Source organism: Enterobacter sp. CPE_E890, from assembly GCF_046521475.1.
Taxonomy (GTDB): Bacteria; Pseudomonadota; Gammaproteobacteria; order Enterobacterales; family Enterobacteriaceae; genus Enterobacter; species Enterobacter adelaidei.
In genome coordinates this window covers 874201-899232 of the sequence record NZ_JBKFZW010000001.1, presented here as the reverse complement: position 1 = coordinate 899232, position 25032 = coordinate 874201, and the positions used below count along the sequence as shown (strand labels likewise).

At 52.9% G+C, this 25032-nt stretch carries 24 protein-coding genes; 6 read left to right on the top strand and 18 right to left on the bottom strand.

The annotated features are described in order from the left end of the window. The first annotated feature begins 19 nt into the window (after positions 1–19). From metQ to proS, 4 genes are all read left to right on the top strand, one after another. The gene (metQ, locus tag ACLHV9_RS04300) at positions 20–835 is read left to right on the top strand and encodes a methionine ABC transporter substrate-binding lipoprotein MetQ (RefSeq protein ID WP_108089606.1); all 816 of its coding nucleotides are present in this window, start codon (positions 20–22) and stop codon (positions 833–835) included. A 106-nt stretch (positions 836–941) separates the two neighbouring features. Further along, positions 942–1346 carry an Rcs stress response system protein RcsF gene (rcsF, locus tag ACLHV9_RS04295; RefSeq protein WP_008501883.1) on the top strand — a complete coding sequence of 135 codons (405 nt, stop codon included), beginning with the start codon at positions 942–944 and terminating at the stop codon, positions 1344–1346. After that, positions 1343–2050: a tRNA (N6-threonylcarbamoyladenosine(37)-N6)-methyltransferase TrmO gene (gene tsaA / locus ACLHV9_RS04290; protein WP_028018282.1), complete on the top strand. Its 708-nt coding sequence runs from the start codon at positions 1343–1345 to the stop codon at positions 2048–2050. Before rcsF ends, tsaA begins: the two co-directional genes overlap by 4 nt. A gap of 111 nt (positions 2051–2161) precedes the next feature. Continuing rightward, positions 2162–3880, top strand: a complete 1719-nt coding sequence (proS, locus tag ACLHV9_RS04285) for a proline--tRNA ligase (RefSeq protein ID WP_028018283.1) — start codon at positions 2162–2164, stop codon at positions 3878–3880. Between the two features lie 50 nt (positions 3881–3930). Here the strand turns inward: proS and nlpE are convergent, their stop codons facing one another. From nlpE to ACLHV9_RS04270, 3 genes are read right to left on the bottom strand one after another with little or no spacing between them, the layout of a single operon-like run. Continuing rightward, positions 3931–4629 (bottom strand): envelope stress response activation lipoprotein NlpE, encoded by a 699-nt coding sequence (gene nlpE / locus ACLHV9_RS04280; RefSeq protein WP_028018284.1) that lies wholly within the window; start codon positions 4627–4629, stop codon positions 3931–3933. Between the two features lie 34 nt (positions 4630–4663). Further along, positions 4664–5086 carry an alternative ribosome rescue aminoacyl-tRNA hydrolase ArfB gene (gene arfB / locus ACLHV9_RS04275; protein WP_028018285.1) on the bottom strand — a complete coding sequence of 141 codons (423 nt, stop codon included), beginning with the start codon at positions 5084–5086 and terminating at the stop codon, positions 4664–4666. Beyond that, complete coding sequence (locus ACLHV9_RS04270; RefSeq protein ID WP_028018286.1) at positions 5083–5628, bottom strand: YaeQ family protein; 546 nt, start codon at positions 5626–5628, stop codon at positions 5083–5085. The genes arfB and ACLHV9_RS04270 overlap by 4 nt, the downstream gene beginning before the upstream one ends. 196 nt (positions 5629–5824) lie before the next feature. Between ACLHV9_RS04270 and ACLHV9_RS04265 the strand changes: the two genes are divergently transcribed. Together ACLHV9_RS04265 and rof are read left to right on the top strand one after the other, a co-directional pair. Beyond that, positions 5825–6025, top strand: a complete 201-nt coding sequence (locus ACLHV9_RS04265; protein WP_008501889.1) for a YaeP family protein — start codon at positions 5825–5827, stop codon at positions 6023–6025. After that, positions 6012–6272: a Rho-binding antiterminator gene (rof, locus tag ACLHV9_RS04260; RefSeq protein ID WP_014830722.1), complete on the top strand. Its 261-nt coding sequence runs from the start codon at positions 6012–6014 to the stop codon at positions 6270–6272. Before ACLHV9_RS04265 ends, rof begins: the two co-directional genes overlap by 14 nt. A gap of 28 nt (positions 6273–6300) precedes the next feature. Here the strand turns inward: rof and tilS are convergent, their stop codons facing one another. The 15 genes from tilS to ispU form a co-directional block, all read right to left on the bottom strand. Then, a complete protein-coding gene (gene tilS / locus ACLHV9_RS04255; protein ID WP_108089605.1) occupies positions 6301–7590 on the bottom strand; it encodes a tRNA lysidine(34) synthetase TilS in 1290 nt (429 codons plus the stop codon). A gap of 58 nt (positions 7591–7648) precedes the next feature. Continuing rightward, positions 7649–8038 carry a VOC family protein gene (locus ACLHV9_RS04250; RefSeq protein WP_049005320.1) on the bottom strand — a complete coding sequence of 130 codons (390 nt, stop codon included), beginning with the start codon at positions 8036–8038 and terminating at the stop codon, positions 7649–7651. Between the two features lie 65 nt (positions 8039–8103). Continuing rightward, positions 8104–10236 (bottom strand): lysine decarboxylase LdcC, encoded by a 2133-nt coding sequence (locus ACLHV9_RS04245; protein ID WP_108089604.1) that lies wholly within the window; start codon positions 10234–10236, stop codon positions 8104–8106. A 100-nt stretch (positions 10237–10336) separates the two neighbouring features. Further along, a complete protein-coding gene (gene accA / locus ACLHV9_RS04240; protein WP_006810033.1) occupies positions 10337–11296 on the bottom strand; it encodes an acetyl-CoA carboxylase carboxyl transferase subunit alpha in 960 nt (319 codons plus the stop codon). Between the two features lie 12 nt (positions 11297–11308). Further along, positions 11309–14791, bottom strand: coding sequence for a DNA polymerase III subunit alpha (dnaE, locus tag ACLHV9_RS04235; protein WP_028018290.1), 3483 nt, complete (start codon positions 14789–14791; stop codon positions 11309–11311). 38 nt (positions 14792–14829) lie between these two features. Beyond that, the gene (gene rnhB, locus ACLHV9_RS04230; RefSeq protein ID WP_108089602.1) at positions 14830–15426 is read right to left on the bottom strand and encodes a ribonuclease HII; all 597 of its coding nucleotides are present in this window, start codon (positions 15424–15426) and stop codon (positions 14830–14832) included. After that, complete coding sequence (gene lpxB, locus ACLHV9_RS04225) at positions 15423–16571, bottom strand: lipid-A-disaccharide synthase (protein WP_108089601.1); 1149 nt, start codon at positions 16569–16571, stop codon at positions 15423–15425. The genes rnhB and lpxB overlap by 4 nt, the downstream gene beginning before the upstream one ends. Continuing rightward, a complete protein-coding gene (lpxA, locus tag ACLHV9_RS04220) occupies positions 16571–17359 on the bottom strand; it encodes an acyl-ACP--UDP-N-acetylglucosamine O-acyltransferase (protein ID WP_049005315.1) in 789 nt (262 codons plus the stop codon). The genes lpxB and lpxA overlap by 1 nt, the downstream gene beginning before the upstream one ends. Before the next feature lie 3 nt (positions 17360–17362). After that, entirely contained in the window at positions 17363–17818 is a 456-nt protein-coding gene (gene fabZ, locus ACLHV9_RS04215) for a 3-hydroxyacyl-ACP dehydratase FabZ (RefSeq protein WP_010426706.1), read from the bottom strand. A 102-nt stretch (positions 17819–17920) separates the two neighbouring features. Then, positions 17921–18946, bottom strand: coding sequence for a UDP-3-O-(3-hydroxymyristoyl)glucosamine N-acyltransferase (lpxD, locus tag ACLHV9_RS04210; RefSeq protein ID WP_108089600.1), 1026 nt, complete (start codon positions 18944–18946; stop codon positions 17921–17923). Between the two features lie 3 nt (positions 18947–18949). Then, positions 18950–19444: a molecular chaperone Skp gene (gene skp, locus ACLHV9_RS04205; protein ID WP_008501902.1), complete on the bottom strand. Its 495-nt coding sequence runs from the start codon at positions 19442–19444 to the stop codon at positions 18950–18952. Between the two features lie 122 nt (positions 19445–19566). Beyond that, on the bottom strand, positions 19567–21984 hold the full coding sequence (gene bamA / locus ACLHV9_RS04200) for an outer membrane protein assembly factor BamA (protein ID WP_028018295.1): 2418 nt from the start codon (positions 21982–21984) through the stop codon (positions 19567–19569). Between the two features lie 29 nt (positions 21985–22013). Next, complete coding sequence (rseP, locus tag ACLHV9_RS04195) at positions 22014–23366, bottom strand: sigma E protease regulator RseP (RefSeq protein WP_028018296.1); 1353 nt, start codon at positions 23364–23366, stop codon at positions 22014–22016. A gap of 11 nt (positions 23367–23377) precedes the next feature. Then, positions 23378–24235: a phosphatidate cytidylyltransferase gene (gene cdsA, locus ACLHV9_RS04190; RefSeq protein ID WP_028018297.1), complete on the bottom strand. Its 858-nt coding sequence runs from the start codon at positions 24233–24235 to the stop codon at positions 23378–23380. Positions 24236–24247: 12 nt separating this feature from the next. Further along, the gene (ispU, locus tag ACLHV9_RS04185; protein ID WP_028018298.1) at positions 24248–25006 is read right to left on the bottom strand and encodes a (2E,6E)-farnesyl-diphosphate-specific ditrans,polycis-undecaprenyl-diphosphate synthase; all 759 of its coding nucleotides are present in this window, start codon (positions 25004–25006) and stop codon (positions 24248–24250) included. Between the last annotated feature and the right edge of the window lie 26 nt (positions 25007–25032).

Genomic DNA, 25032 nt, shown 5'->3' with positions numbered 1-25032 from the left:
TACGAGTTAAGGATAAAACATGGCGTTTAAATTAAAGACCTTTGCAGCAGTAGGCGCGCTAATCGGCTCTCTGGCACTGGTGGGTTGCGGTCAGGACGAAAAAGATCCAAACCACATTAAAGTGGGCGTTATCGTGGGTGCAGAACAACAGGTTGCTGAAGTCGCTCAGAAAGTCGCAAAAGAGAAATATGGTCTGGACGTTGAGCTGGTGACCTTCAACGATTACGTTCTGCCGAACGAAGCGCTGAGCAAAGGCGATATCGATGCTAACGCCTTCCAGCATAAACCGTACCTGGATCAGCAGATCAAAGATCGTGGATATAAACTGGTTGGTGTGGGTAACACCTTCGTTTACCCAATTGCGGGTTACTCCAAGAAAATTAAATCTTTGGACGAACTGCAGTCAGGTTCTCAGGTTGCCGTGCCTAACGACCCAACCAACCTTGGACGCTCTCTCCTGCTGTTGCAGAAAGTGGGTCTGATCAAACTGAAAGACGGTGTTGGCCTGCTGCCAACCGTTCTGGATGTCACTGAAAACCCGAAAAATCTGAAAATTGTTGAGCTGGAAGCACCACAGCTGCCACGTTCTCTTGACGATGCGCAGATTGCCCTGGCCGTTATCAACACCACTTACGCCAGCCAGATTGGCCTGACGCCAGCCAAAGACGGTATCTTCGTTGAAGATAAAGACTCCCCTTACGTTAACCTGATCGTGACTCGCGAAGACAACAAAGACGCGGAAAACGTGAAGAAGTTCGTTCAGGCCTATCAGTCTGATGAAGTTTACCAGGAAGCGAACAAAGTGTTTAACGGTGGCGCTGTTAAAGGCTGGTAATCTCACCTCAGTGTAATATCATCAGGACGGGCTTATGCCCGTCTTGTCATTTGTGCAGTCAACTGATTCAATATCTGACGTTTTGATTATCCATTGAGGAACTATTATGCGTGCTTTACCGATCTGTCTTTTAGCACTCATGTTGAGCGGCTGTTCTATGCTAAGCAGATCTCCCGTTGAACCTGTTCAAAGCACGGCAACCCCGCCAAAAACAGAGCCTGCGAAACCGAAAGTGGTTCGTCCTGCACCGGTTCGCATTATCACTAAGGCTGATGAGCTCGTCGGTAAACCGTTCCGTGAACTGGGTGAAGTGAGCGGTGAGTCCTGCCAGGCGACCAACCAGGACTCTCCACCGAATATCCCGACAGCGCGTAAACGCATGCAGATCAATGCCGCAAAAATGAAAGCTAACGCTGTTCTGCTGCACAGCTGCGAAGTGACCAGCGGTACACCGGGCTGCTACCGTCAGGCAGTATGCATCGGTTCTGCGCTGAATATTACGGCGAAATGAGTGCATTTCAGTTCGAGCAAATAGGCGTTATCCGCTCGCCCTATAAAGAGAAGTTCGCCGTACCTCGCCAGCCCGGTCTTGTCACCAGCGGAAGCGGTGAACTTCACCTGATTGCACCTTACAATCAGGCCGATGCGGTACGCGGACTCGACGCTTTCAGCCATTTATGGGTGGTATTTGTGTTTCACCAGACGATGGAAGGTGGCTGGCGTCCAACCGTGCGCCCTCCCCGGCTTGGTGGAAATGCAAGAATGGGGGTGTTTGCGACGCGTTCGACCTTCCGTCCAAACCCGGTTGGAATGTCGCTGGTCGAACTGAAGGGTATACGTTGCCAGAAGGATCAGGTGATACTCGAGTTAGGTAGCCTTGATCTTGTGGATGGCACACCGGTTATCGACATCAAACCCTATTTGCCTTTCGCCGAAGCTCTCCCGGATGCGCGCGCAAGTTATGCTCAGGATGCCCCCCAGGCGGACATGCCTGTATATTTTACGCCTGAGATAGCAACTCAGCTGAGTCAACTGGAGAAACACTATCCTCGTTTGCAGAATTTCATCACCGAAGTTCTGGCGCAGGACCCCCGTCCCGCTTATCGCAAAGAAGAGGAAGCCGGGAAAACCTACGCTGTCTGGCTGCTGGATTTTAACGTTCGCTGGCGCGTCACACAGGCAGGTTTTGAAGTGTTTGCCCTGGAACCCAGGTAATTTTAGTCTCCTCTCTTTTGGCATCTTTGCCACACTGGTAAACTAAACCACTTTTTTGTGTCAGGTTGACCTTTCAACCTGTCTCACTAGTCGAAACGGAACCGTAACAACATGCGTACTAGCCAATATCTGCTCTCCACTCTGAAGGAGACGCCTGCCGACGCCGAAGTGATCAGCCATCAGCTGATGCTGCGCGCCGGGATGATCCGCAAGCTGGCCTCCGGGTTATACACCTGGCTGCCGACCGGCGTGCGCGTCCTGAAAAAAGTCGAAAACATCGTGCGTGAAGAGATGAACAACGCCGGTGCTATCGAGGTGTTAATGCCGGTTGTTCAGCCCTCTGAGCTGTGGCAGGAGAGTGGTCGCTGGGAGCAGTACGGTCCGGAACTGCTGCGTATTGCCGATCGAGGCGATCGTCCGTTTGTCCTCGGCCCAACGCATGAAGAAGTCATTACCGACCTGATTCGTAATGAGCTGAGCTCTTACAAACAGCTGCCGCTGAACTTCTTCCAGATCCAGACCAAATTCCGTGACGAAGTTCGCCCACGTTTCGGCGTCATGCGCTCTCGCGAATTCCTGATGAAAGATGCCTACTCTTTCCATACCTCTCAGGAATCTCTGCAAGAGACCTACGACAAAATGTACGAGGCTTACAGCAAAATCTTCTCCCGTATGGGCCTGGATTTCCGTGCTGTGCAGGCTGATACCGGCTCCATCGGTGGTAGCGCATCCCATGAGTTCCAGGTACTGGCGCAGAGCGGTGAAGACGATGTGATCTTCTCTGACTCCTCAGATTACGCGGCAAACATCGAATTTGCAGAAGCGCTGGCACCAAAAGAGTCACGTGCTGCTGCAACACAAGAGATGACGCTGGTTGATACGCCAAACGCAAAAACCATTGCCGAGCTGGTTGAGCAGTTCAATCTGCCAATCGAAAAAACAGTGAAAACGCTGCTGGTGAAATCCACCGAAGGCAGTGCTTATCCGCTGGTTGCCCTGCTGGTACGTGGCGATCATGAGCTTAACGAAGTGAAAGCAGAGAAGCTGCCGCAGGTTGCCAGCCCGCTGATGTTCGCTACAGAAGCTGAAATCCGCGCTGTGGTCAATGCTGGTCCTGGCTCTCTGGGTCCGGTAAACATGCCTGTGCCTGTTGTTATTGACCGTACGGTAGCGGCAATGAGCGACTTCTCTGCAGGTGCCAACATCGACGGTAAACATTACTTCGGCATCAACTGGGATCGCGATGTGGCGACACCTGAAGTGGCTGACATCCGTAACGTCGTTGCTGGCGACCCAAGCCCGGACGGCCAGGGTACGCTGATGATCAAACGCGGTATCGAAGTCGGTCACATCTTCCAGTTGGGTGATAAATACTCTCGTGCGATGAACGCTGCCGTTCAGGGCGAAGATGGTCGTAACCAGATCCTGACCATGGGTTGCTACGGTATCGGGGTAACACGTGTTGTGGCCGCAGCGATTGAGCAGAACTATGACGAGCGTGGTATCGTCTGGCCGGACAACATTGCACCGTTCCAGGTCGCGATTCTGCCAATGAACATGCACAAGTCTTACCGCGTGCAGGAACTGGCTGAGAAGCTTTACGCTGAGCTGCGCGCTCAGGGTATCGAAGTGCTGATGGATGACCGTAAAGAGCGTCCAGGCGTGATGTTTGCTGATATGGAACTGATTGGTATCCCACATACCATCGTCATCGGCGACCGTAACCTCGACAGCGACGAAATTGAATACAAATACCGTCGTAACGGCGAGAAACAGATGATCAAGACCGGCGACATTCTTGATTACCTGGTGAAAGCCATTAAAGGTTAAGAAACAAAAAACCCCGCTCCGGCGGGGTTTTTTAATGGGGCTATGTCGGCTTACTTGCTGTTGCAGTCTTTACCCGCGACAAACTTCGCGTCTTTATCTGCCACCAGCGTTTTCACCATCTCTCCGCTATCCGGGTTTGGCTCCAGCGTAAAGTGACCGTCGACCGTCAGCAATACCGGCTTACTATCATTTCCGCGCGCAACAGCGTAATCACGCTCAAGCTGTGCATTGTTCGCCACGCTGACTTTCCTGCCGGTTGCACAGTCGGTAAAGATCGCCGCATCAGCCATATAGAAATACATGCCCCGCATTGCCATCGGCGTGGCAGGCAGGGCCGCTTTTACCGGTGCCAGCGTGTAGTTGAACTGGGACTCAATCGGATTACCTTCGCGGTCGAGCATCTCCATCCCCTCGCCTTTAGCGCGGAAATAGGTTTTCTCACCTGTGGTATCCGTCAGGACCAACTTCTCAGCCGTACGCGCCCATGTCCCGTAAGTCGCAAAAGAAGACGGTTCTTTCGCGCCCTGATACCGCTGATTCATCACCCAAGTACCGTCTTTTTGCAGGAACAGAGACGTTTCAATGCCCTCACAGTCTGCACAAGGCAATACGCCGCGCCAGCTCTGCTGCATGGGCTTTAACTCTTCATTCTGCGCGGGCTGCAAAACCTGCGTTTCAGAACGGTTGTTACACCCGAAAAGCGCAAACAGCGTACTCACTGCCAGCGCTGATAATAATACTTTTTTCACAATGAATTCCTTCTGAAAATTGTGTTCCCTTTCGTCACTCTGTCGGGCGACGAACTTTACCGCGTAGTGCTTTCACTGTGGATTTTTGGGCCTTCGACGACAGCCGACGCTCTTTCGATGCGCGAGTAGGCCGCGTTGCCCGGCGGCTCTTTTGTACCGCGGTTAATTCTTTGATTACCGCCACTAGCCTGGCGATGGCCGCTTCCCGGTTGAGCTCCTGGCTGCGGTATTCCTGAGCTTTGATCACCATCACGCCATCGCTGGTGATCAGGTGATGGCTGGCAGCAAGCAGGCTTTCTTTATAATACTCTGGCAGGCTTGAGGCCCGAATGTCAAAACGCAAGTGGATAGCCGTAGAAGCCTTATTGACGTGCTGTCCCCCTGCCCCCTGAGCACGAATGGCGGTGATCTCCAGCTCATTGTCAGGAATGCTGACGTTTCGGGATAAGACGATCATGAGGCGGGTTGCCACACCGTCAAATGAATTTCCAGATTATTCTGAGAATCAGAGAGCCAGATTGCGCCATCCTGAATCGTCGCCTGCAGGATCATGGTCCGGCTGGCAAAGGCACTCAACTGCGCCAGTTGCTCATCATCCAGATACCAGACGGTAAGATTGGCAAACTGCCTGCATTTGCTCTTATTTTGCTGCCACCAGATCTCCGCAGCACGCTGATTATACGCAAATAACGCGACTTCAGCAGACTGAGTGCAGGCCTTTTTAATACGACGTTCATCCGGCAGGCCAAGTTCAATCCACAGATCGATACCCAGATGATCGTTGCGCAGCCAGGCTTCTGGCTCGTCCTCTGCGCTTAAGCCTCGGGTAAATTGCAGTCGCTCGTCAGCATACTTAATCCACGCCAGCAGGCGCAGCATCATGCGTTCCTGAGTTTCTGAGGGGTGACGTGCCAGAGTAAGCGACGCATCCAGGAACTGGTTGCGATCAAGATCGGCCACATTGACCACTGCTTTATAAATTGTCGCTTTCAGCGCCATGAGAGAACTCCATTCTAATCAGGCGCACATTGTAGCGAAAACAGCGGCAAAAGGCTGTTACTGGGTGATAAATACACCACTATCAAGGCTCTGATATTGCTTAAATGAGTATGGTATAGTCACCTTGCTAAACCGAGTTTATCTTCGTAGGCTTAATGATATCTCACAGTAAGTCAGTGCGCTGGCGGGAGGGGATGTGAATAATTATTGTGAGTTAATTCGCAAACGGTATGCGGAAATCGCCAGCGGGGATCTGGGGTATGTCCCGGACGCGTTGGGCTGTGTATTGAAAGTGCTTAATGAAGTGGCCTCTGATGAGAGCCTTTCAGAGTCGGTCAGGGAGAAAGCAGCGTATGCTGCGGCGAATTTACTGGTGAGCGATTATGTCGATGAATGATACTTATCAACCCATCAATTGTGATGACTATGACAACCTCGAACTCGCCTGCCAGCATCATTTAATACTGACGCTGGAGCTAAAAGATGGCGAAGTGTTGAAGGCGAAAGCCAGCGATCTGGTTTCGCGTAAGAATGTGGAATATCTGATCGTGGAAGATGCCGGTGCGACGCGTGAGTTGCGTCTGGACAAAATAGCCAGCTTCAGCCACCCACAAATCGGCACCGTTGTGGTGAGTGAATCCTGATCATACTAACGGGCAGTCAAACTGCCCGTTACGCTTTCTGCCATGCAAAACTAACACCCTCTTCTGCCCATCCCTCTTCCGTGATGAAAACCCCTGCAGCAGCAATCAGCGTTTCGCCGTAGAAAAGGAGTGGCGTGGTATCGCGCAGCCACGGTGGCACGTTACACTCCTGCCATATTTTCTTCAGCTTCCGCCCCCCGTTGCGCCCGACGATATGCAGCATGCCGCCAGCCTTAAAGCGCACGGTAACCTGTTCACCGCCATTCGGTAGGCGTACATGGCCAGACGATACCAAAGAGACTCGTCCTGCATCACAGGGCAATATCAGCGGTAATTCGGGTGACGCCCAGTTGAGTACGACATCGCTAAAAGAGGGGGTAGATTTTATCCACCAGAGCTTCCCTTTATAGCGCCTTACGTCATAACCATTCAAATGTACGCACGGGGACGCATCCTCCCGCGACCGAGCAACTTCGTCCCAGATACGGCTCAGCATTGCCCGCGATGGCATTGCGGCGCGATGAGTGGCCAGCCAGCGTCGTAACAGTGCCGCCCGACGCACCGGGCTCATCGCTTCCAGCGGTGCGATCGCCAGCGATCCGTCTTCAGAGATCAGTTGAGCCAGCTCTTCACTCAACAACTCATCCAGCAATGCTTCCTGTTCGGCGCACAGCATGGCGCTTCTTGCTGTGGCGTCAGCAAAATGCGGCCAGCGCTCGCTCAAAAGCGGGAGGACATGCAGACGCAGAAAATTACGGTCGTAGCTGTCATCCTGATTGCTCTCATCTTCAATCCAGTTCAGCTGATATTCCCGTGCCCAGGCTTCCAGCGACGCACGTGCCTCACCCAACAGCGGACGAAGTAATGTCGTCCCGGCAAATTCAGCACGTTCGGGCATGGCAGAAAGCCCCGCCGGCCCGCTGCCCCGCTTTAGCGCCAGCAAAAAGGTTTCGCACTGGTCATCCAGATGCTGCGCCGTAACCAGCGCTTCGCCTGGCTGTATTACGCTGGCAAAAGCGGCATAACGCGCTTTACGTGCTTGTGCCTCAATCCCCAGCCCTTCGTCCTGAAGCATGACGCGCTCAGCAATGAACGGGATCGCCCACGCGGCACACAGCGCCTCACAGTGCGCCACCCAGGCATCGGCATGAGAACTCAATCCGTGGTGGATATGTACCGCCCGAAGCTGAACATCAGGCTCCCGATCGCGCCAGAGCTTCAAACGATGAAGCAGAACGGTAGAATCCAGGCCACCGCTAAACCCCACCAGCAGCTGGCGGTACGGTGAAACGGCTTTGGCGATAGCGGGTAAGGTCATAGGAAATTACACATAAAAAATGCCCGAACTGAGCGGGCATTATCACACAGGAAAATCATTACTGCTGATAAAGCTCCAGCGGCAGGCCGTCCGGGTCGCTGAAAAAGGTGAAACGCTTGTCGGTGAACGGATCGACGCGTATCGCTTCGCACGCCACACCGTGCGCTTCCAGATGTTTTACTGCGCTGTCCAGGTCATCAACGCTAAAGGCAAGATGGCGCAGACCACAGGCTTCCGGGCGTGACGGGCGTGCAGGTGGGAAGGGAAAGGAGAACAGTTCAATCACATATTGCCCGTTTAACGCGAGATCCCCCTTCCAGGAATCACGTTCCTCACGATAGGCCTCGCTCAACAGCGTAAAGCCCAGGATATCGCAGTAGAAGGCCTTACTTTTCGCGTAATCGGTCGCAATGATCGCAATATGATGAACAGCTTTTAAACCCAGCATAGCTTCTCCTTTTTATGATCCCTGAACGTTACAACCGAAAACCCACACCTGGCAAGTGGCCATCTTTATTTTAGGACTCGCACCCAGTAAACGCCGTTCTCATCGCGCTTCGCACCGTGGATATCCGTCTCAAATCCTGGATAGTGACGCCCTACCGAGCAAAGCATCAACAGGAAATCGAGCACGGCCCGGCTTTCCTCGGTAATCATCTCTCCCGGCATCAGGAGCGGTACACCCGGCGGGTAAGGCAGGATCATGTTGGCCGATACGCGCCCGACCAGATTTTCCAGCTCAACGGTTTCAACCTCCCCTTTCACCTGGCGCTGCCATGCCTTGTGCGGGGTAAGCTTCATCTCTGGCAAAACATCGAACGCCTGCAGCATCAGACGCGGCAGATCGTGCTGCCGAATAAGCCGATGGATCCCCTGAGCGAGATCCTGAATACGCATATTGCGATAGAAGTCAGGATCCTCAGCATAGAGATCCGGCAGCATGTTTTTCACCCGCAAGTTGAGATCATAAGCGCGCTTAAACTCCATCAGGCCGCGCAATAGCCCCATCGCCCGGGTTTTATCAATACCAATACTGAACAGGAACAGCAGGTTATAAGGACCCGTTTTTTCAACCACCACACCCCGTTCATCAAGAAATTTCGCCACCAGCGCGGCGGGGATCCCTTCGTCGCTCATCTTACCCTGCTCATCCATGCCCGGCGTCAGGATCGTGACTTTTACCGGGTCGAGGAACATATGGTCGCTATCAGCTTCGCGGAAACCATGCCAATTTTCACCGGGTGAGACGGGCCAGCATTGTGCTTCATCAATCTCTTCCGGTTGCCAGATATTGAAGAACCAGCCGTCAGCCTCATCTTTAAGTCGCTGAACCTCTTTACGAAAATGCAGTGCTCGTTCAACCGAGCGGTTAATCAAACGCTTACCAGGATTACCGCGCAGCATTGCCGCTGCCGTTTCAATGGAGGCAACCAGCGGATAGCTCGGCGAGGTCGTGGTATGCATCATAAAGGCTTCGTTAAACGTCTCTTCGTCGTACTCGCCTTTAATGTGAATTAGCGAAGCCTGGGAAAAGGCGGCCAGCATTTTGTGCGTCGACTGCGTTTCGAAGAACACTTTACCCGGCACGCGTTCACCGCTCATGCCGCTTTTACCCGCGTAAATCGGGTGGAAATTGGTGTAGGGTACCCACGCGGAATCAAAGTGGATCGAGGGTACGTCCAGCGTCTGTTTGATCCAGTTGGTGTTGTACAGCAAACCGTCATAGGTGGAATTGGTAATCACCGCATGGACAGGCCAGCTTGCGCCTGGAACAGTCCCAACCTTTGTTTCAATGGCTTCATGCGCAAACTCCCGGCGTGGAATACCGCCGAGGATACCGAGCGCGTTGCGTGTGGGTGACATCCAGAGCGGTACGACGTCGCTCATCATCAGCAAGTGCGCCAGCGATTTATGACAGTTCCGGTCAATCAGCAAGGTGCTACCAGCGGGGGCGGCGTACATCCCGACAATTTTGTTCGAGGTCGAGGTGCCGTTGGTCACCATATAGCTTTGCTCAGCGCCGAACGTGCGGGCAATATACTCTTCAGCTTCCAGATGCGGGCCTGTATGGTCGAGCAGAGATCCCAGCTCAGTGACCGAAATCGACACGTCCGCTTTAAGCGTATTGCCACCAAAGAAATCATAGAACAGACAGCCCACCGGACTTTTTTGATACGCCGTTCCCGCCATATGTCCGGGCGTACAGAAGGTATATTTACCTTCTTTCACATAGGTGAACAGCGCGCGGGTAAACGGTGGCGTGATGTTATCGAGATATTCACGCGTGTACTGCTGAATACGGGTCGCAATATCGTCCGCGACGCCAAGCGAATATTCAAAGAACCACAGCGCCATACGCATATCATGGGCGCTGACATCCATCGTCGAGTGGGTATTGATAAACGCGTACAGCGGGAGATATTCGTTCAGCTTGTTGATATCGCTGCACAGCTCGAGGTCGTATTCATCCCAGTCGAAGATTACCCCGCAGATACGCGGGTTGTGCTCAATAAATTTCAGCAAATCGGCGCTATTGTGTGGCCAGATCAGCTGGTACCCGCGCGACTGCAGGGTTTGTCCCAGCTCCTTGATGGGCTCGTCTTTATAAAAGACGCCGTGCGACCCCATAATGGCAATAATGTTCACGGTTTACCTCCTTGAAAAATATTAGCTAAGCATAGTTAAGGTAAACGGCAGGTATAAAAAAAGCCGCAACATTGTGCGGCTTTTCAGACAATTGTGAAGCTTAGGCGTAACCGTAGGTCATCAGTCGCTGATAACGACGGTTCAGCAAATCTTCTTTGCTCAGCACGTCGAGGTCTGCCAGGTCTGCCAGCAGCTGTGCTTTCAGGGAAGCCGCCATCACTTCAGGCTTGCGATGCGCGCCACCCAGAGGTTCCGGGATAACGGTATCGATCAGCTTCAGCTCTTTCAGACGTGGAGCAATAATGCCCATCGCCTCTGCGGCCAGCGGCGCTTTGTCGGCGCTTTTCCACAGAATGGACGCACAGCCTTCCGGAGAGATAACGGAATAGGTGCTGTATTGCAGCATATTAACTTTATCGCCAACGCCAATCGCCAGCGCACCACCGGAACCACCTTCACCGATAACGGTACAGATGACCGGCACGCTCAGGCGAGACATCTCACGCAGGTTGCGTGCGATAGCTTCAGACTGGCCACGTTCTTCCGCGCCCACACCCGGGTATGCACCCGGCGTGTCGATAAAGGTGATGATTGGCATGTTGAAACGCTCAGCCATCTCCATCAGACGCAGGGCTTTACGGTAGCCTTCTGGTGCTGGCATACCAAAGTTACGACGGATTTTCTCTTTGGTTTCACGACCTTTCTGATGACCAATGATCATCACCGGACGCCCATCCAGACGAGCAATACCACCGACGATAGCTTTGTCGTCGGCATAAGCGCGATCGCCAGCCAGTTCGTCAAATTCATCAAACGCCAGGCGGACATAATCCAGGGTGTACGGACGCTGTGGGTGACGCGCCAGCTGGGCAATCTGCCATGCGCCGAGATCGGCAAAGATTTTGCGCGTCAGTTCTACGCTTTTTTCGCGCAGACGATGCACTTCTTCGTCGATGTTAATATCCAGTTTTTCATCCTGACGGCTTACCGCTGTCAGAGAATCGATTTTCGCTTCCAGCTCAGCAATCGGCTGTTCGAAATCAAGGAAATTCAGACTCATAGTATTCCTGTATTAGTCAAACTCCAGTTCCACCTGCTCCGAACCAATGAGGCCACGGAGATCGTTAAGTAAACGATCGCTCGGAGAGACACGCCACGTTGCACCAAAGCGCAACCGCGCACGTGCATCCGCCCTCTGATAGTAGAGATGTACTGGAATTGTCCCCGAGCGGTGGGGTTCCAGAGACTGACGGAGTCGGTTTAAAAGCTGGTCATCAATTTGCCTGTCCGTCAGCGAGATAGCAAGCCCGCGAGCATATTTTTCCCGGGCTTCGTCAATGTCCATCACTTCGCGGGCGGTCATTTTAAGCCCCCCGCTGAAGTCATCAAAGCTGACCTGTCCGCTGACGATAAGTATGCGGTCTTTTTCCAGCAATTGCTGGTATTTATCCAGCGCGTCGGTGAACAACATCACCTCCAGACGCCCGGAACGGTCATCCAGCGTACAGATGCCGATACGATTGCCGCGCTTGGTGACCATTACCCTTGCAGCAATCACGAGCCCCGCAGCCGTGGTGATTTTACCACGTTCTGTCGGATGCATGTCTTTCAGCCTGTAGCCTCCGACATAGCGCTCAATTTCTTTGATGTACTGGTTGATCGGGTGCCCCGTCAGGTACAAACCTAACGTTTCACGCTCACCATCCAGTACCACCTGTTCTGGCCACGGCAGGCAGCTGGCGTATGACTGCTCGATCTGCTCTGGCTCTTCTGCCAGCACACCGAACATATCCGCCTGGCCAATGGCTTCCGCTTTCGCATGTTGATCGGCTGCTTTCAGCGCATCGCCGAGCGAGTTCATCAGCGCGGCGCGGTGCGGCCCGAGCCTGTCGAATGCGCCGGACATGATCAATTTTTCCAGCACGCGGCGGTTCAGTTTTTTGGTATCCGTACGGGCGCAAAGATCGAACAGCTCACGGAAATAACCACCGTTGTTACGGGCTTCGATGATCGCTTCGATCGGCCCCTCACCTACGCCTTTGATCGCACCGATCCCGTAGACAATTTCCCCGTGCTCGTTGACGTGGAAATGGTAAAGACCTGAGTTGATATCCGGCGGCAGGATCTTCAGCCCCATGCGCCAGCACTCATCCACCAGACCAACCACCTTCTCGGTGTTGTCCATATCGGCGGTCATAACCGCCGCCATAAACTCAGCCGGATAGTGCGCTTTCAGCCACAGCGTCTGGTACGAAACCAAAGCATAGGCGGCAGAGTGAGATTTGTTAAATCCGTACCCGGCGAATTTCTCCACCAGGTCGAAAATTTTCATTGCCAGTTCGCCGTCAACGCCGTTCTTTTTCGCCCCTTCTTCGAAGGTGCCACGCTGCTTGGCCATCTCTTCCGGCTTTTTCTTACCCATCGCACGACGCAGCATGTCCGCACCGCCAAGGGTATAACCAGAGAGCACCTGGGCAATCTGCATAACCTGTTCCTGGTACAGAATGATGCCGTAGGTCGGCTCCAGAACTGGTTTCAGGCTTTCATGCTGCCACTGAACGTCCGGGTAGGAAATCTCTTCGCGCCCGTGCTTACGGTCGATAAAGTTATCTACCATCCCTGACTGGAGGGGCCCCGGACGGAACAGCGCCACCAGTGCGATCATATCTTCGAAACAGTCAGGTTGCAGACGTTTAATCAGGTCTTTCATGCCGCGGGATTCAAGCTGGAAGACCGCAGTGGTCTCCGAGCGCTGCAGCATGTCGAAACTTTTCTTGTCATCCAGCGGGATAGCGGCAATATCCAGCGGCGGCTCGCCGTTCTTCTCACGGCGGGCGTTGATCATCTCCAGAGCCCAGTTGATGATGGTCAGAGTACGCAGACCGAGGAAGTCGAACTTCACCAGCCCGGCGTATTCCACGTCGTTCTTGTCAAACTGGGTAACCGGATGCTGACCTGCTTCATCACAGTAAAGCGGCGCAAAATCGGTAATTTTGGTTGGAGCGATAACCACCCCACCCGCATGTTTCCCGGCGTTACGCGTGACCCCTTCCAGCTTACGCGCCATGTCGATCAGCGCTTTGACTTCTTCGTCAGCTTCGTAAATTTCCGGCAGCTGTGGCTCGGCTTCGAACGCTTTAGCCAGCGTCATGCCCGGATCGGGCGGGACCAGTTTCGAGATACGATCAACAAAGCCGTACGGATGTCCCAGCACGCGGCCTACGTCGCGGATAACCGCTTTTGCCGCCATCGTACCGAAAGTAATAATCTGCGATACCGCATCACGACCGTACATATCCGCCACGTGCTCGATAACCTGGTCGCGTTTCTCCATGCAGAAATCGACGTCGAAGTCGGGCATGGAGACACGTTCCGGGTTAAGGAAACGTTCGAACAGCAGGTCGAATTCCAGCGGATCGAGGTCGGTAATTTTGAGCGCGTAAGCAACCAGTGAACCCGCACCGGAACCACGTCCCGGACCTACCGGCACGCCGTTATCCTTCGACCACTGGATAAACTCCATAACGATCAGGAAGTAGCCCGGGAAGCCCATCTGGTTGATCACCTGGAGTTCTATATCCAGGCGTTCGTCATATTCAGGACGACGTTTTTTGCGTTCTTCTTCATCCGGGAACAGGAATTCCAGACGCTCTTCCAGACCCTCTTTGGATTTCACGACCAGGAAATCTTCCGTGGTCATATCTCCCGTCGGGAACTGCGGAAGGAAGTATTCTCCGAGGCGCACGGTAACGTTGCAGCGTTTTGCTATCTCGACGCTGTTTTCCAGCGCTTCCGGAATATCGGAGAAGAGTTCGCACATTTCCTCTTCGCTGCGCATATATTGCTGCGAGGAGTAATTACGCGGACGCTTTGGATCGTCGAGGGTGAAGCCATCGTGGATAGCGACGCGTATTTCGTGCGCGTCAAAATCACCAGACTCCAGGAAACGCACGTCATTCGTTGCCACCACGGGCAAGCCGCGCTCTTCAGCCAACGCGACAGCAGCGTGCAGATAATTCTCTTCGTCAGGGCGGCCAGTACGAATCAACTCCAGATAATAGCGATCCGGGAAGTACTCTTCATAAAACGAGACGCACTGTTCCACCAATGCGCTGTTGCCACGCAGCAGGCATTTACCGACATCCCCCATACGGCCGCCAGAGATGAGCAGCAGCCCTTCATTTAGCTCAGCCAGCCAGTCGCGGTCGATCCACGGCCCCAGCGCGCCATAGCCGCGTTGATAGGCTTTTGAGATAAGCAGTGTGAGGTTTTGATATCCCGTGTTGTTCATCGCTAACACGGAGATTTGCGTCATTTCATCGCCGATGAGATCGCTCTGCACATGAAAATCTGCACCGACGATAGGCTTCATCCCCGCGCCATGCGCCGTTCCGTAGAACTTCACCAGGCCACACAGGTTGGTAAAATCGGTGATCGCCAGTGCAGGCATGCCAAGAGAGGCCGCCTTTTTAACCAGCGGTCCGGTCTTCGCCAGCCCATCGATCATGGAGTAGTCGCTATGCACCCGCAGGTGTACGAAACGTGGTTCAGCCATCTTCAGATTCCGCGTTACTTAATTGCTTGCGTATTGATTCAGGACACCAGTCCCAGCGCGCGTTTCACCGGGCCAAAGCTGCGCCGGTGATGTTCGGTTGCGCCATGTTCAGCCAGCTTTTCCAGATGGAAAGCTGTTGGATACCCCTTGTGCTGGGCGAAACCATACTGAGGGTAAGTGAGATCCAGCGCGGTCATTTCGGCATCGCGTGTCACTTTGGCAATAATAGAAGCGGCACTGATTTCAGCAACGCGACTATCGCCTTTGACCACGGCCATCGAAGGCATAGGCAATGACGGACAGCGGTTACCGTCAATCAGGACGTATTCCGGGGGTATTTTCAGACCCGCCACCGCACGCTGCATCGCCAGCATCGTGGCATGCAAAATATTCAGCTCGTCGATTTCATGCGGTTCAGCGCGCCCCAGGCTCCAGGCCAGCGCCTTCTCCTGAATCTCACTAAACAGCGCCAGTCGACGCTTTTCGGACAATTTTTTAGAGTCGTTCAGTCCAATAATCGGGTGGGTCGGATCGAGGATCACCGCTGCGGTAACTACTGCCCCGACTAACGGACCACGCCCCACTTCATCCACACCTGCCACAAGATGGGTGTGAGGATAAACAAATTCCATCATTTTGCTAACTCCAGCACCGCATCAGCCGCTTGCTCATCGGCATTACAGCGGATCTGCTGATGCAGTTCACGGAACGTATCATGCATCTGGTGGCTGGTCTTGCCGTCGGCAAGCAGCGGCAGCAGAGCATCGGCAAGCGCCTGCGGTTGGCACTCATCCTGCAACAGCTCTTTCACCAGCTCGCGCCCGGCAAGCAGGTTTGGCAGGGAGACATAATCCGTTTTCACCAGACGTTTTGCCAGCCAGAAGGTGAACGGCTTCATGCGATAGCCGACCACCATCGGGCATTTCGCCAGCATACATTCCAGCGCCGCCGTGCCGGAGGCCAGCAGCGCGGCATCGCTCGCATACATCGCTTCCCGCCCTTTCCCGTCCAGAAGACGAACGTGAAGATCCGGGGCGACTTCCGCTTTGATGCGCTCAAACTGCTCGCGGCGTTTGGCATTCACCAGCGGAACAACGACTTCCAGATCGGGATAGGTCTGGCGAAGAATTTGCGCCGTTTTGAGGAAATCGGCGCTCAACATCTCAACTTCTGCGCCACGGCTGCCTGGCAGCAATGCCAGACAGTGCGCATCATGCGGGATGCCGAGCACGTCGCGCGCCGCGTTTTTATCCGGATCCAATGGCATCGCATCCGCCATGGTATGACCGATAAAACGACACGGAACATTAAATCTGTCGTAAAACGCTTTTTCGAAAGGCAGGAAAGCCAGCACCAGGTTGGTGGACCTTCCGATTTTGAAAACGCGTTTCTGTCGCCACGCCCAGACGGACGGACTGACGTAATGAATGGTTTTTATGCCCTGCTTTTTCAGATTCCCTTCGAGGGTAATGTTGAAATCAGGTGCATCGATACCGACAAACACATCGGGTTTCAGTTCGGTAAAGCGGCGAGTAAGATCGGCACGAATATGCAGTAAACGGCGTAGCCGCCCCAGCACCTCAACGATGCCCATCACAGCCAGCTCTTCCATTTCATACCAGGCTTCACAGCCTTCGGCCTGCATCAGCGGGCCAGCAACGCCAACAAATCGTGCATTGGGTACACGCGCCTTAAGCGCACGGATAAGACCTGCACCAAGAATATCGCCGGAGGTTTCTCCGGCGACCAGGGCTATCCTAAGCGGACGACTGTCGACCATTAACGAATCAGGCCCCTTGTTGAACGGTCAAAGAACTCCATGAACGCGTTCACTTCCGGGTACTTATTCGCCAGCTCGGCAATTTCCGGCTTCGCCTCTTCCAGCGTTTTGCCGCTACGGTACAGCAGTTTGTACGCGTTGCGGATGGCAGTAATCGCTTCGCGGCTAAAGCCACGACGCTTGAGGCCTTCGATGTTCACGCCAAACGGCGTGGCATGGTTGCCCTGCGCAATCACATACGGTGGGACGTCCTGCGCCACACCGGAGCATCCGCCGACCATCACGTGTGCACCAATAATGCAGAACTGATGGACTGCGGTCATGCCGCCAATAATTGCGAAGTCATCAACCGATACGTGTCCTGCCAGCGTTGCGTTGTTGGCAAGAATACAGCGGTCACCCACGGTACAGTCGTGCGCGATATGCGCATTAACCATAAACAGGTTATCGCTGCCCACCTTCGTCAACCCACCACCCTGTACTGTTCCACGATGAATGGTGACGCTTTCGCGAATACGGTTACGATCGCCAATTTCCAGACGGGTCGACTCACCAGCATATTTAAGATCCTGGTTAACTTCGCCGATGGAGGCGAACTGATAGATCTCGTTATTGCAGCCAATGGTCGTGTGACCATTCACGACAACGTGAGATTTCAGTACTGTACCCTCACCAATTTCGACATGGGGTCCAACAATACAAAACGGGCCAATGTGGACGTTAGCGCCAATGATGGCACCGGTTTCCACAATCGCGGTAGGATGAATAAAGGCGGATTTATCAATCACGTATCAGGACTCCCGGCTACGAGCACACATCATCGTCGCTTCGCAAACAACTTTGCCGTCAACCAGCGCTACGCCTTTGAAGCGAGTCAGGCCACGACGCGTTTTTTCAAAAGTGACTTCCATGATCATCTGATCACCAGGCACGACAGGGCGCTTAAAGCGCGCTTCATCAATACCCGCGAAGTAATACAGCTCACCTGGCTCCAGTTTGCCAACGCTTTTAAACGCCAGAATACCGGTAGCCTGAGCCATCGCTTCCAGAATCAACACACCCGGGAAGATAGGCTTACCAGGGAAGTGCCCCTGGAAGAACGGCTCGTTCACGGAAACATTTTTCACTGCGCGCAGAAAACGACCTTCTTCAAAATCCAGCACACGGTCTACCAGCAGAAACGGGTAGCGGTGCGGCAGAAGTTCTAAAATCTCTTCAATATGCAGAGTATGAGTGTCAGTAGTCAAAATACTCTTCCTGTCAAAATGTACTGATAACAATAATAACACGGCCTGCCGGTTTATTAGAAAGCCGACAGGCCGGGAAAAATAGCGTTAAACGGATGACGTTTAGTCTTGTTGATCGATCTTGCGCTCAAGAGACTTGAGACGCTTGCTCATATCATCAATGTTCATCACCAGAGCTGCTGTTTTACGCCATACCTTGTTGGGTTGCAGCGGGATGCCGGAGGAATAGACGCCAGGTTCAGTGATAGGGCGCATTACCATGCCCATTCCCGTCACTGTGACTTTGTCGCATATTTCCATATGGCCATTAATCACGCTCGCGCCGCCAATCATGCAGTAACGGCCAATTTTCAGGCTGCCAGCCATGATGACGCCCCCCGCTACCGCGGTATTGTCGCCAATCACAACGTTATGCGCAATCTGGCACTGGTTATCAATGATAACACCATTGCCAATGATCGTGTCGTCAAGCGCGCCACGGTCAATAGTGGTACAGGCCCCAATCTCCACACGATCGCCAATGATCACGCGACCAAGCTGTGGGATTTTAACCCAATTACCACGATCGTTAGCGTAACCAAAGCCATCCGAACCAATCACTGTACTGGACTGGACGAGGCAATTTTCGCCAATTTCAACTTCATGGTAAATGGACACATTGGCCCATAAACGGGTCCCGGCGCCGATTTTCGTATTTTTCCCAACGAAGCAACCCGGTCCGATAACGACGTTATCGCCCAACACTACGCCAGACTCTATAACGGCATTCGCACCAACCGCTACGTTGTGACCCAACTGAGCCGTCGGATCAATCGCTGCACTGGCAGCAATGTTCTGGGCCGGCTGCGGCGTGGTATCAAGAATTTGAGCCATGCGTGCATACGTCAGGTAGGGATTTTTCACTACCAGTGCAGCGCTAGTGGCAAACGGAAGATCGTCCTGCGTCAGAACAACAGCTGACGCCTGGCATTGAGCCAGTTGTTCACGGTACTTAGGGCTTACCATGAAGGTAATCGTGCCAGCTTTAGCAGATTGCATGGACGCAACAGCGGTGATGACGATATCGCCATCACCGTGTAATTCTGCATCCAACTGCTGAGCTAAATCAGCCAGTCGAATTGAAGGCATTACTTATTTAACCTGTTTCAGAACATCAGCGGTGATGTCTTTAACATCTTTGCTGTTGAAAGCGACGGCGTTCGCATCAACAACCAGATCGATGCTCTGATCGGCAGCCACTGCTTTAACAGCAGTCTGAATGCGAGTCACCAGCTTGCCACGTTCTTCGTTAGAACGACGCTGACGATCCTGCTCGAAAGCCTGCGCTTTCTGAGAGAACGCCTGGCGCTGAGCCATTACGTCTTTTTCCAGCTTGCTGCGATCGCTTGCTTTCATGGTAGAACCATCACGCTGCAGACGCTGCATTTTGGACTGAAGATCGTTTTCCATACCCTGCAGTTCGCTTGCACGGCCTTTGAATTCGTTTTCCAGAGTCGCAGAAACGCCAGTTTTCTGTGCAACCTGCTGGAACAAATTACCCATGTTGACGATTGCAATTTTGTCTGCTGCCTGAGCAGAAGTTGCCATCGCTAAACCGAGACCTGCAGCTAATAACCACTTTTTCACAATTAACTCCTTACCATCCCATTGGCACCAGAAGGTACCGTTCTTTGCGTGGCAAGGCGATCGTGTTACCGATCGCCAGTTGTCAGCGCTACACTGCCAACGCATTCCTTTGCAGCGGATTATTACCAGGTTTTACCAATGTTAAACTGGAATTGCTCCGACTTATCTCCATCATATTTCTTAAACGGCTGGGCGTAAGAGAAGACCAACGGCCCCAGCGGTGACATCCATTGTAATGCGATACCGGCAGACATGCGAATATTGCTCGGATCGCTGTAGTCAGGAATACCTTCCGCTCGCATCTGGGCAGTATTCTGCCAGTTGGTATCCCACACAGTACCGGCATCCCAGAAGAAGGACGTACGGACTGAGTTCGCATATTTATCACTGATAAACGGCGTTGGTGTAATGAACTCCAGGCTGGCAACGGCCATGGCGTTACCGCCCACAGCATCATTGGAGCTACAAACGTCGGAAGTCGAAGACTTATCACAGTTATCTTTGTCGTTTCCGCCGTAGTAGACCGCTTTCGGACCAATGTTGTTGGACTGGAAGCCACGAACGGTGCTGGAACCACCGGCATAGAAGTTTTCATAGAATGGCAGTTCCTTGCCACCCAGACCATCACCATAGCCCCAACGGGTACGACCCAGAACCACCCACTTGTGGTCGTCATCAATTGGGAAGTAAGACGCGGTATCCAGCGTGACCTTATAGAACTCGTTATCGGAACCCGGTACGGTAACTTTACCGTTCAGGTTGACACGAGAACCTTCCGTCGGGAAGTAACCGCGGTCAAGACGGTTATAGGTCCAGCCGTAGTTAAAGGTGAAGTCATCTGCTGCAAAGCCGTTGTCATGACCGTTTTTACTGGTTGACTGACCGATAGAGTCCAGGTAGCGCCACATCGCTACCTGCGGTTGCATGTTGGACAGGTCGTTATGCACGTAACCTAAGCCCGCACGCAGGGTGTTGTATTCGTTAACCGGGAAACCAAGCGTACCGTCTACACCGTAACTCTTGTTGGTGTAAGAGGACAGGTCCGCGTCGTCAGCTTTAAAGTCGTTATAGAAGATACGACCGCCCAGACTCACACCGTCTACGGTGAAGTATGGGTTAGTGACAGAGAACTCAGAATAGGTCTGGTAGTCGTTTTTAGTACCATTGATACCAACAGAGTAACCCGTACCCAGCCAGTTATCCTGCTGTACCCCGACCTGGAAGCTCACGCCGCTTTCAGTACCGTAACCCACACCGAAGTTGAAGCTGCCGGTGTTACGCTCTTTCACTTTATAGACGACATCAACCTGATCCGGACTGCCTGGTACGCGCTGGGTATCCGTATCTACGGTTTCAAAATAACCCAGACGGTTCAGACGCTCTTTCCCCTGGTCAACGAGATCGCTACCCAACCATGCGCCTTCCATCTGACGCATTTCGCGGCGCAGTACGGAATCTTTAGAGGTGTCGTTACCAACGAAGCGGATCTTACGCACGTAGAAACGGTTACCCGCATCAACATTCACGTGCAGCTTAACGGTTTTATCCGCGTCGTTAATTTCCGGCTGTGTTTGTACGCGAGGATAGGCATAACCATAGCGGCCGAGCAGCTTCTTAATGCTGTCTTCCATTTTGGTCACTTTAGAACCACTGTACAGATCGCCAGGCTGAATTTTGGTCAGCGATTCGATCTCAGCAGAATGCCCCGCCAGGTTGCCACTTACTTCAACACCAGAAAGCTTATACTGATCGCCTTCAGTGATGTTAATCGTAATGTAGATCCCTTTCTTGTCCGGCGTCAGACTGACCTGGGTTGAGTCAATGTTGAAACGGGCATAACCACGATCCAGATAGTAGCTGCGCAGGGTCTCAAGGTCGCCCGCCAGTTTCTGTTTCTGGTATTTACGATCGCCCACCACGTTCCACCATGGCACTTCATCGCGCAGCTGGAAGGTCGAGATCAGTTCGTCGGTGCTAAACGCGTGGTTGCCGACAATGTTGATCTGCTGGATCTTCGCAGAAACACCTTCCTGGAAGACCAACTTCAGGTCAACACGGTTACGTGGCAGAGGTGTTACCACTGCTTTCACGCTGGCACTGTATTTACCCACGCTGTAGTAGAAGTCTTCCAGACCTTTCTCAATGTCTGAAAGGGTTGTGCGGTCCAGAGACTCGCCCACACGAACACCCGATGCTTCAAGGTTTTGCTTGAGCATGTCATCTTTCACCGACTTGTTACCGGAGAAAGTGATACTGGCAATCGTTGGACGTTCTTTTACCTGTACCAGCAGCGTATCACCATCGCGCAGGACGCGGACATCCTCGAAGTTGCCGGTGGCAAACAGAGCACGGATGGTGTTACTGATATCATCATCATTGACCGTATCGCCGGGGCGTACAGGCATACTGAGGAGGGCCGCACCAACGGCGACACGCTGGAGGCCTTCGAAATGAATGTCTTTCACTACGAACCCGTCAGCACCGTATACGGTGGCGCTGCTAAACAGCAGCGACGCTATGAGCAACTTTTTCATCGCCATCGTTATTATGCGTTCTTCCTAACACTCTCTTACAACCGAGAGAAATCATTGAAAAGTGCAAGCCCCATTAACAGCACCAGCAAAATCGAGCCAATGCGATAACTAAAGTCTTGAACTCGCTCGGATACCGGTCCGCCTTTTAGCTTTTCAATCGCTAAAAACAGCAGATGACCCCCGTCTAAAACGGGAAGCGGGAACAGGTTGATTATCCCAAGGTTCACGCTAATCAGCGCGAGGAACATGAGATAGTAAATCACCCCGAATTCCGCTGACATCCCAGCCCCCTGAGCAATCGAAATTGGCCCACTGAGGTTGTTCAGTTTCACATCACCGGTTATCAATTTCCCCAACATGTTGACCGTCAGCTTCATCAGTTGCCATGTTTTATCCGTGGCTTCAAGGATGGCGCTGAACGGCCCATACTGGCGTATTGTCTTGTACTCATCTGGCAGCGGGATCACTTTTGGCACAACGCCTGCAAACCCTTCTGCTTTTTTGCCGACCGACTTCGTATCCGGGATCAGCGTCAGCGAAAGCGGACTACCTTTCCTCTCAACTTCCAGTGCGAGGGACGTTCCCGGATTATCGCGCACCAGAGTAACAAAGGTCATCCACTCTGTTAATGGTTGACCATCGACTTTAACGATCCTGTCGCCCGCTTGCAAACCTGCTTTGCTCGCCGCCGAATTTGCCTGTACTTCGGCTAACACCGGCTCAATCTGAGCGCCACGTGGACGAATGCCCAGTGCAGCGACGGGATCTTCTTTGTCTGGCTCGAAACGCCAGTGACGTAAATCGAGCACTTTGTCCTGACGCGTGTCAGAACCAAACGGCGATACGCTGATGGTTGTCTGCTGATCACCAATTTTGGCTACCAGTTGCAGTCGCACGGCATCCCAATCAGGGGTTTCGATGCCATCAATCGCTTTAAGTTCCATCCCTGACGTAATTTGCGCACTCGCCGCGATGGAATTGGGGGCAATTTCACCTACCACAGGGCGCACGCCGGGGACGCCAATGATAAACACCAGCCAGTATGCGAAAATAGCAAAGATGAAGTTGGCTACCGGTCCGGCAGCGATGATGGCGGCGCGTTGTCCAACCGTTTTGTTGTTGAATGCGCTGTGTCGTAATTCAGGTGCGACAGGCTCAACGCGCTCGTCGAGCATTTTAACGTAGCCGCCCAGCGGGATAAGGGCGATGACAAATTCCGTACCGTGACGGTCGGTGCGCGTCCAGAGTGATTTACCGAAACCGATGGAAAATCGCTCTACCCGCACACCACAACGGCGAGCAACCCAGAAATGGCCAAATTCATGCACGGTAATCAGTACACCCAGTGCAACAATGAACGCCGCCAGATTCCAGAGAATGCTCAGCATAAAACCTTCCGTTAAATCGTCCCAAATACCAGTAAAAGCAAGCAAGCAAATACCGGAACAGCCGCTGTCAGGCTATCAATGCGATCCAGTATACCGCCATGCCCTGGAATCAGGTGTCCGCTGTCCTTAATCCCTGCTTCACGCTTAAACATACTCTCGGTTAAATCACCGAGCACTGAGGCAAGCGCAGCAAAAATCGAGCACACCAGCAGTATTGACGGTGCCACTTCCAGATTCGCCCAGACGCCGTATCCCCAGGAGATAATCGCTGCCGTAAACAAGCCACCGATGAAGCCTTGCCAGGTTTTACCTGGGGAAACCTTCGGCGCCAGTTTATGTTTGCCAAACAGTTTACCAAACATATAGGCCCCGGAGTCAGCCCCCCAGACGAGAATCATCACATAAAGCAGCCAGATCGCGCCGCTGTAGTGGTTTTCGTCATAGTGCCAGGCACGTAGTGCGACCATACCCCAGAAAAATGGAACAATCGTGAGCAAACCAAAAATAAGCCGCAGCACTTTTGAATTACGCCAGATTGCCGCAGAGCCGGGGTAGAAAAGCACCAGCAGCAGAGCCGCAACCCACCAGGCCAGCGATACCCACAGGGAACCAGCAACCAGCGGTTGATGAATATCATGATGATATTCAGGCAACGTAAACAGCATTATGGCCAGGATAAAGCCACAGAGTACCGCAAGCCATACTCGCTGACTGCGTGAGGTAAAGCCGCTAAACTGTCCCCATTCCCACGCGGCGAGCATACATACCACCAGCGTAACAATAGCGAATCCCACTGGGGGCAGTAAAAACAGCGCCGCAATGACAATGGGTATTAATACAAAAGCGGAAATCAGGCGATACTTCAGCAAAAGCTACCCCCATCAGGCTTTGTCGCCACCAGGCTCGGTGCCGCCGAAACGACGCTCTCGATTGGCAAAGGCATGCAGCGCACCTTCAAAGTCTTGTTCATCAAAATCGGGCCAAAGAACATCCGTAAAGTAAAGTTCGGCATAGGCAATTTGCCATATCAAAAAGTTACTTATGCGATGTTCCCCCCCTGTCCTAATTACCAAATCCACAGGTGCCTGTTCATTCATGCAGATTTGCTTGTTCAGCGCCTCTTCATCAATTTGGTCGGGTCTCAACAGCCCTTCCTGAACCTGTTCGGCCAGATGCCGAACGCCCTGGATAATATCCCAGCGTCCGCCGTAATTCGCCGCAATATTGAGCGTCAGACCCGTATTATTCTCAGTCAGCGCTTCTGCTTTACGAATCCGTTCCTGCAAACGTGAGTTAAAACGACTGGTATCGCCAATGATACGCAGGCGGACGTTGTGGCGGTGCAGGCTTTTTACTTCGCTGTCGAGCGCCCACACAAATAATTCCATCAACGCGGTCACTTCCTGCGGAGGTCGATTCCAGTTTTCACTGCTAAAAGCATAGAGCGTTAACGCATCAATGCCGTTATTGGCGGCAAAAGAAACGGCGCGGCGAACAGATTTCGCCCCAGCTTTATGCCCAAAGGCTCGTATCTTCCCTTGTCTTTTCGCCCAGCGGCCGTTGCCATCCATAATGATTGCTACATGACGACAGCCATGAGCTGGCAAGTTTTCGCTTATTGGTTGATTCGCAGACAACATAACGCGTTTTTTGTCCCTGAAAAGGA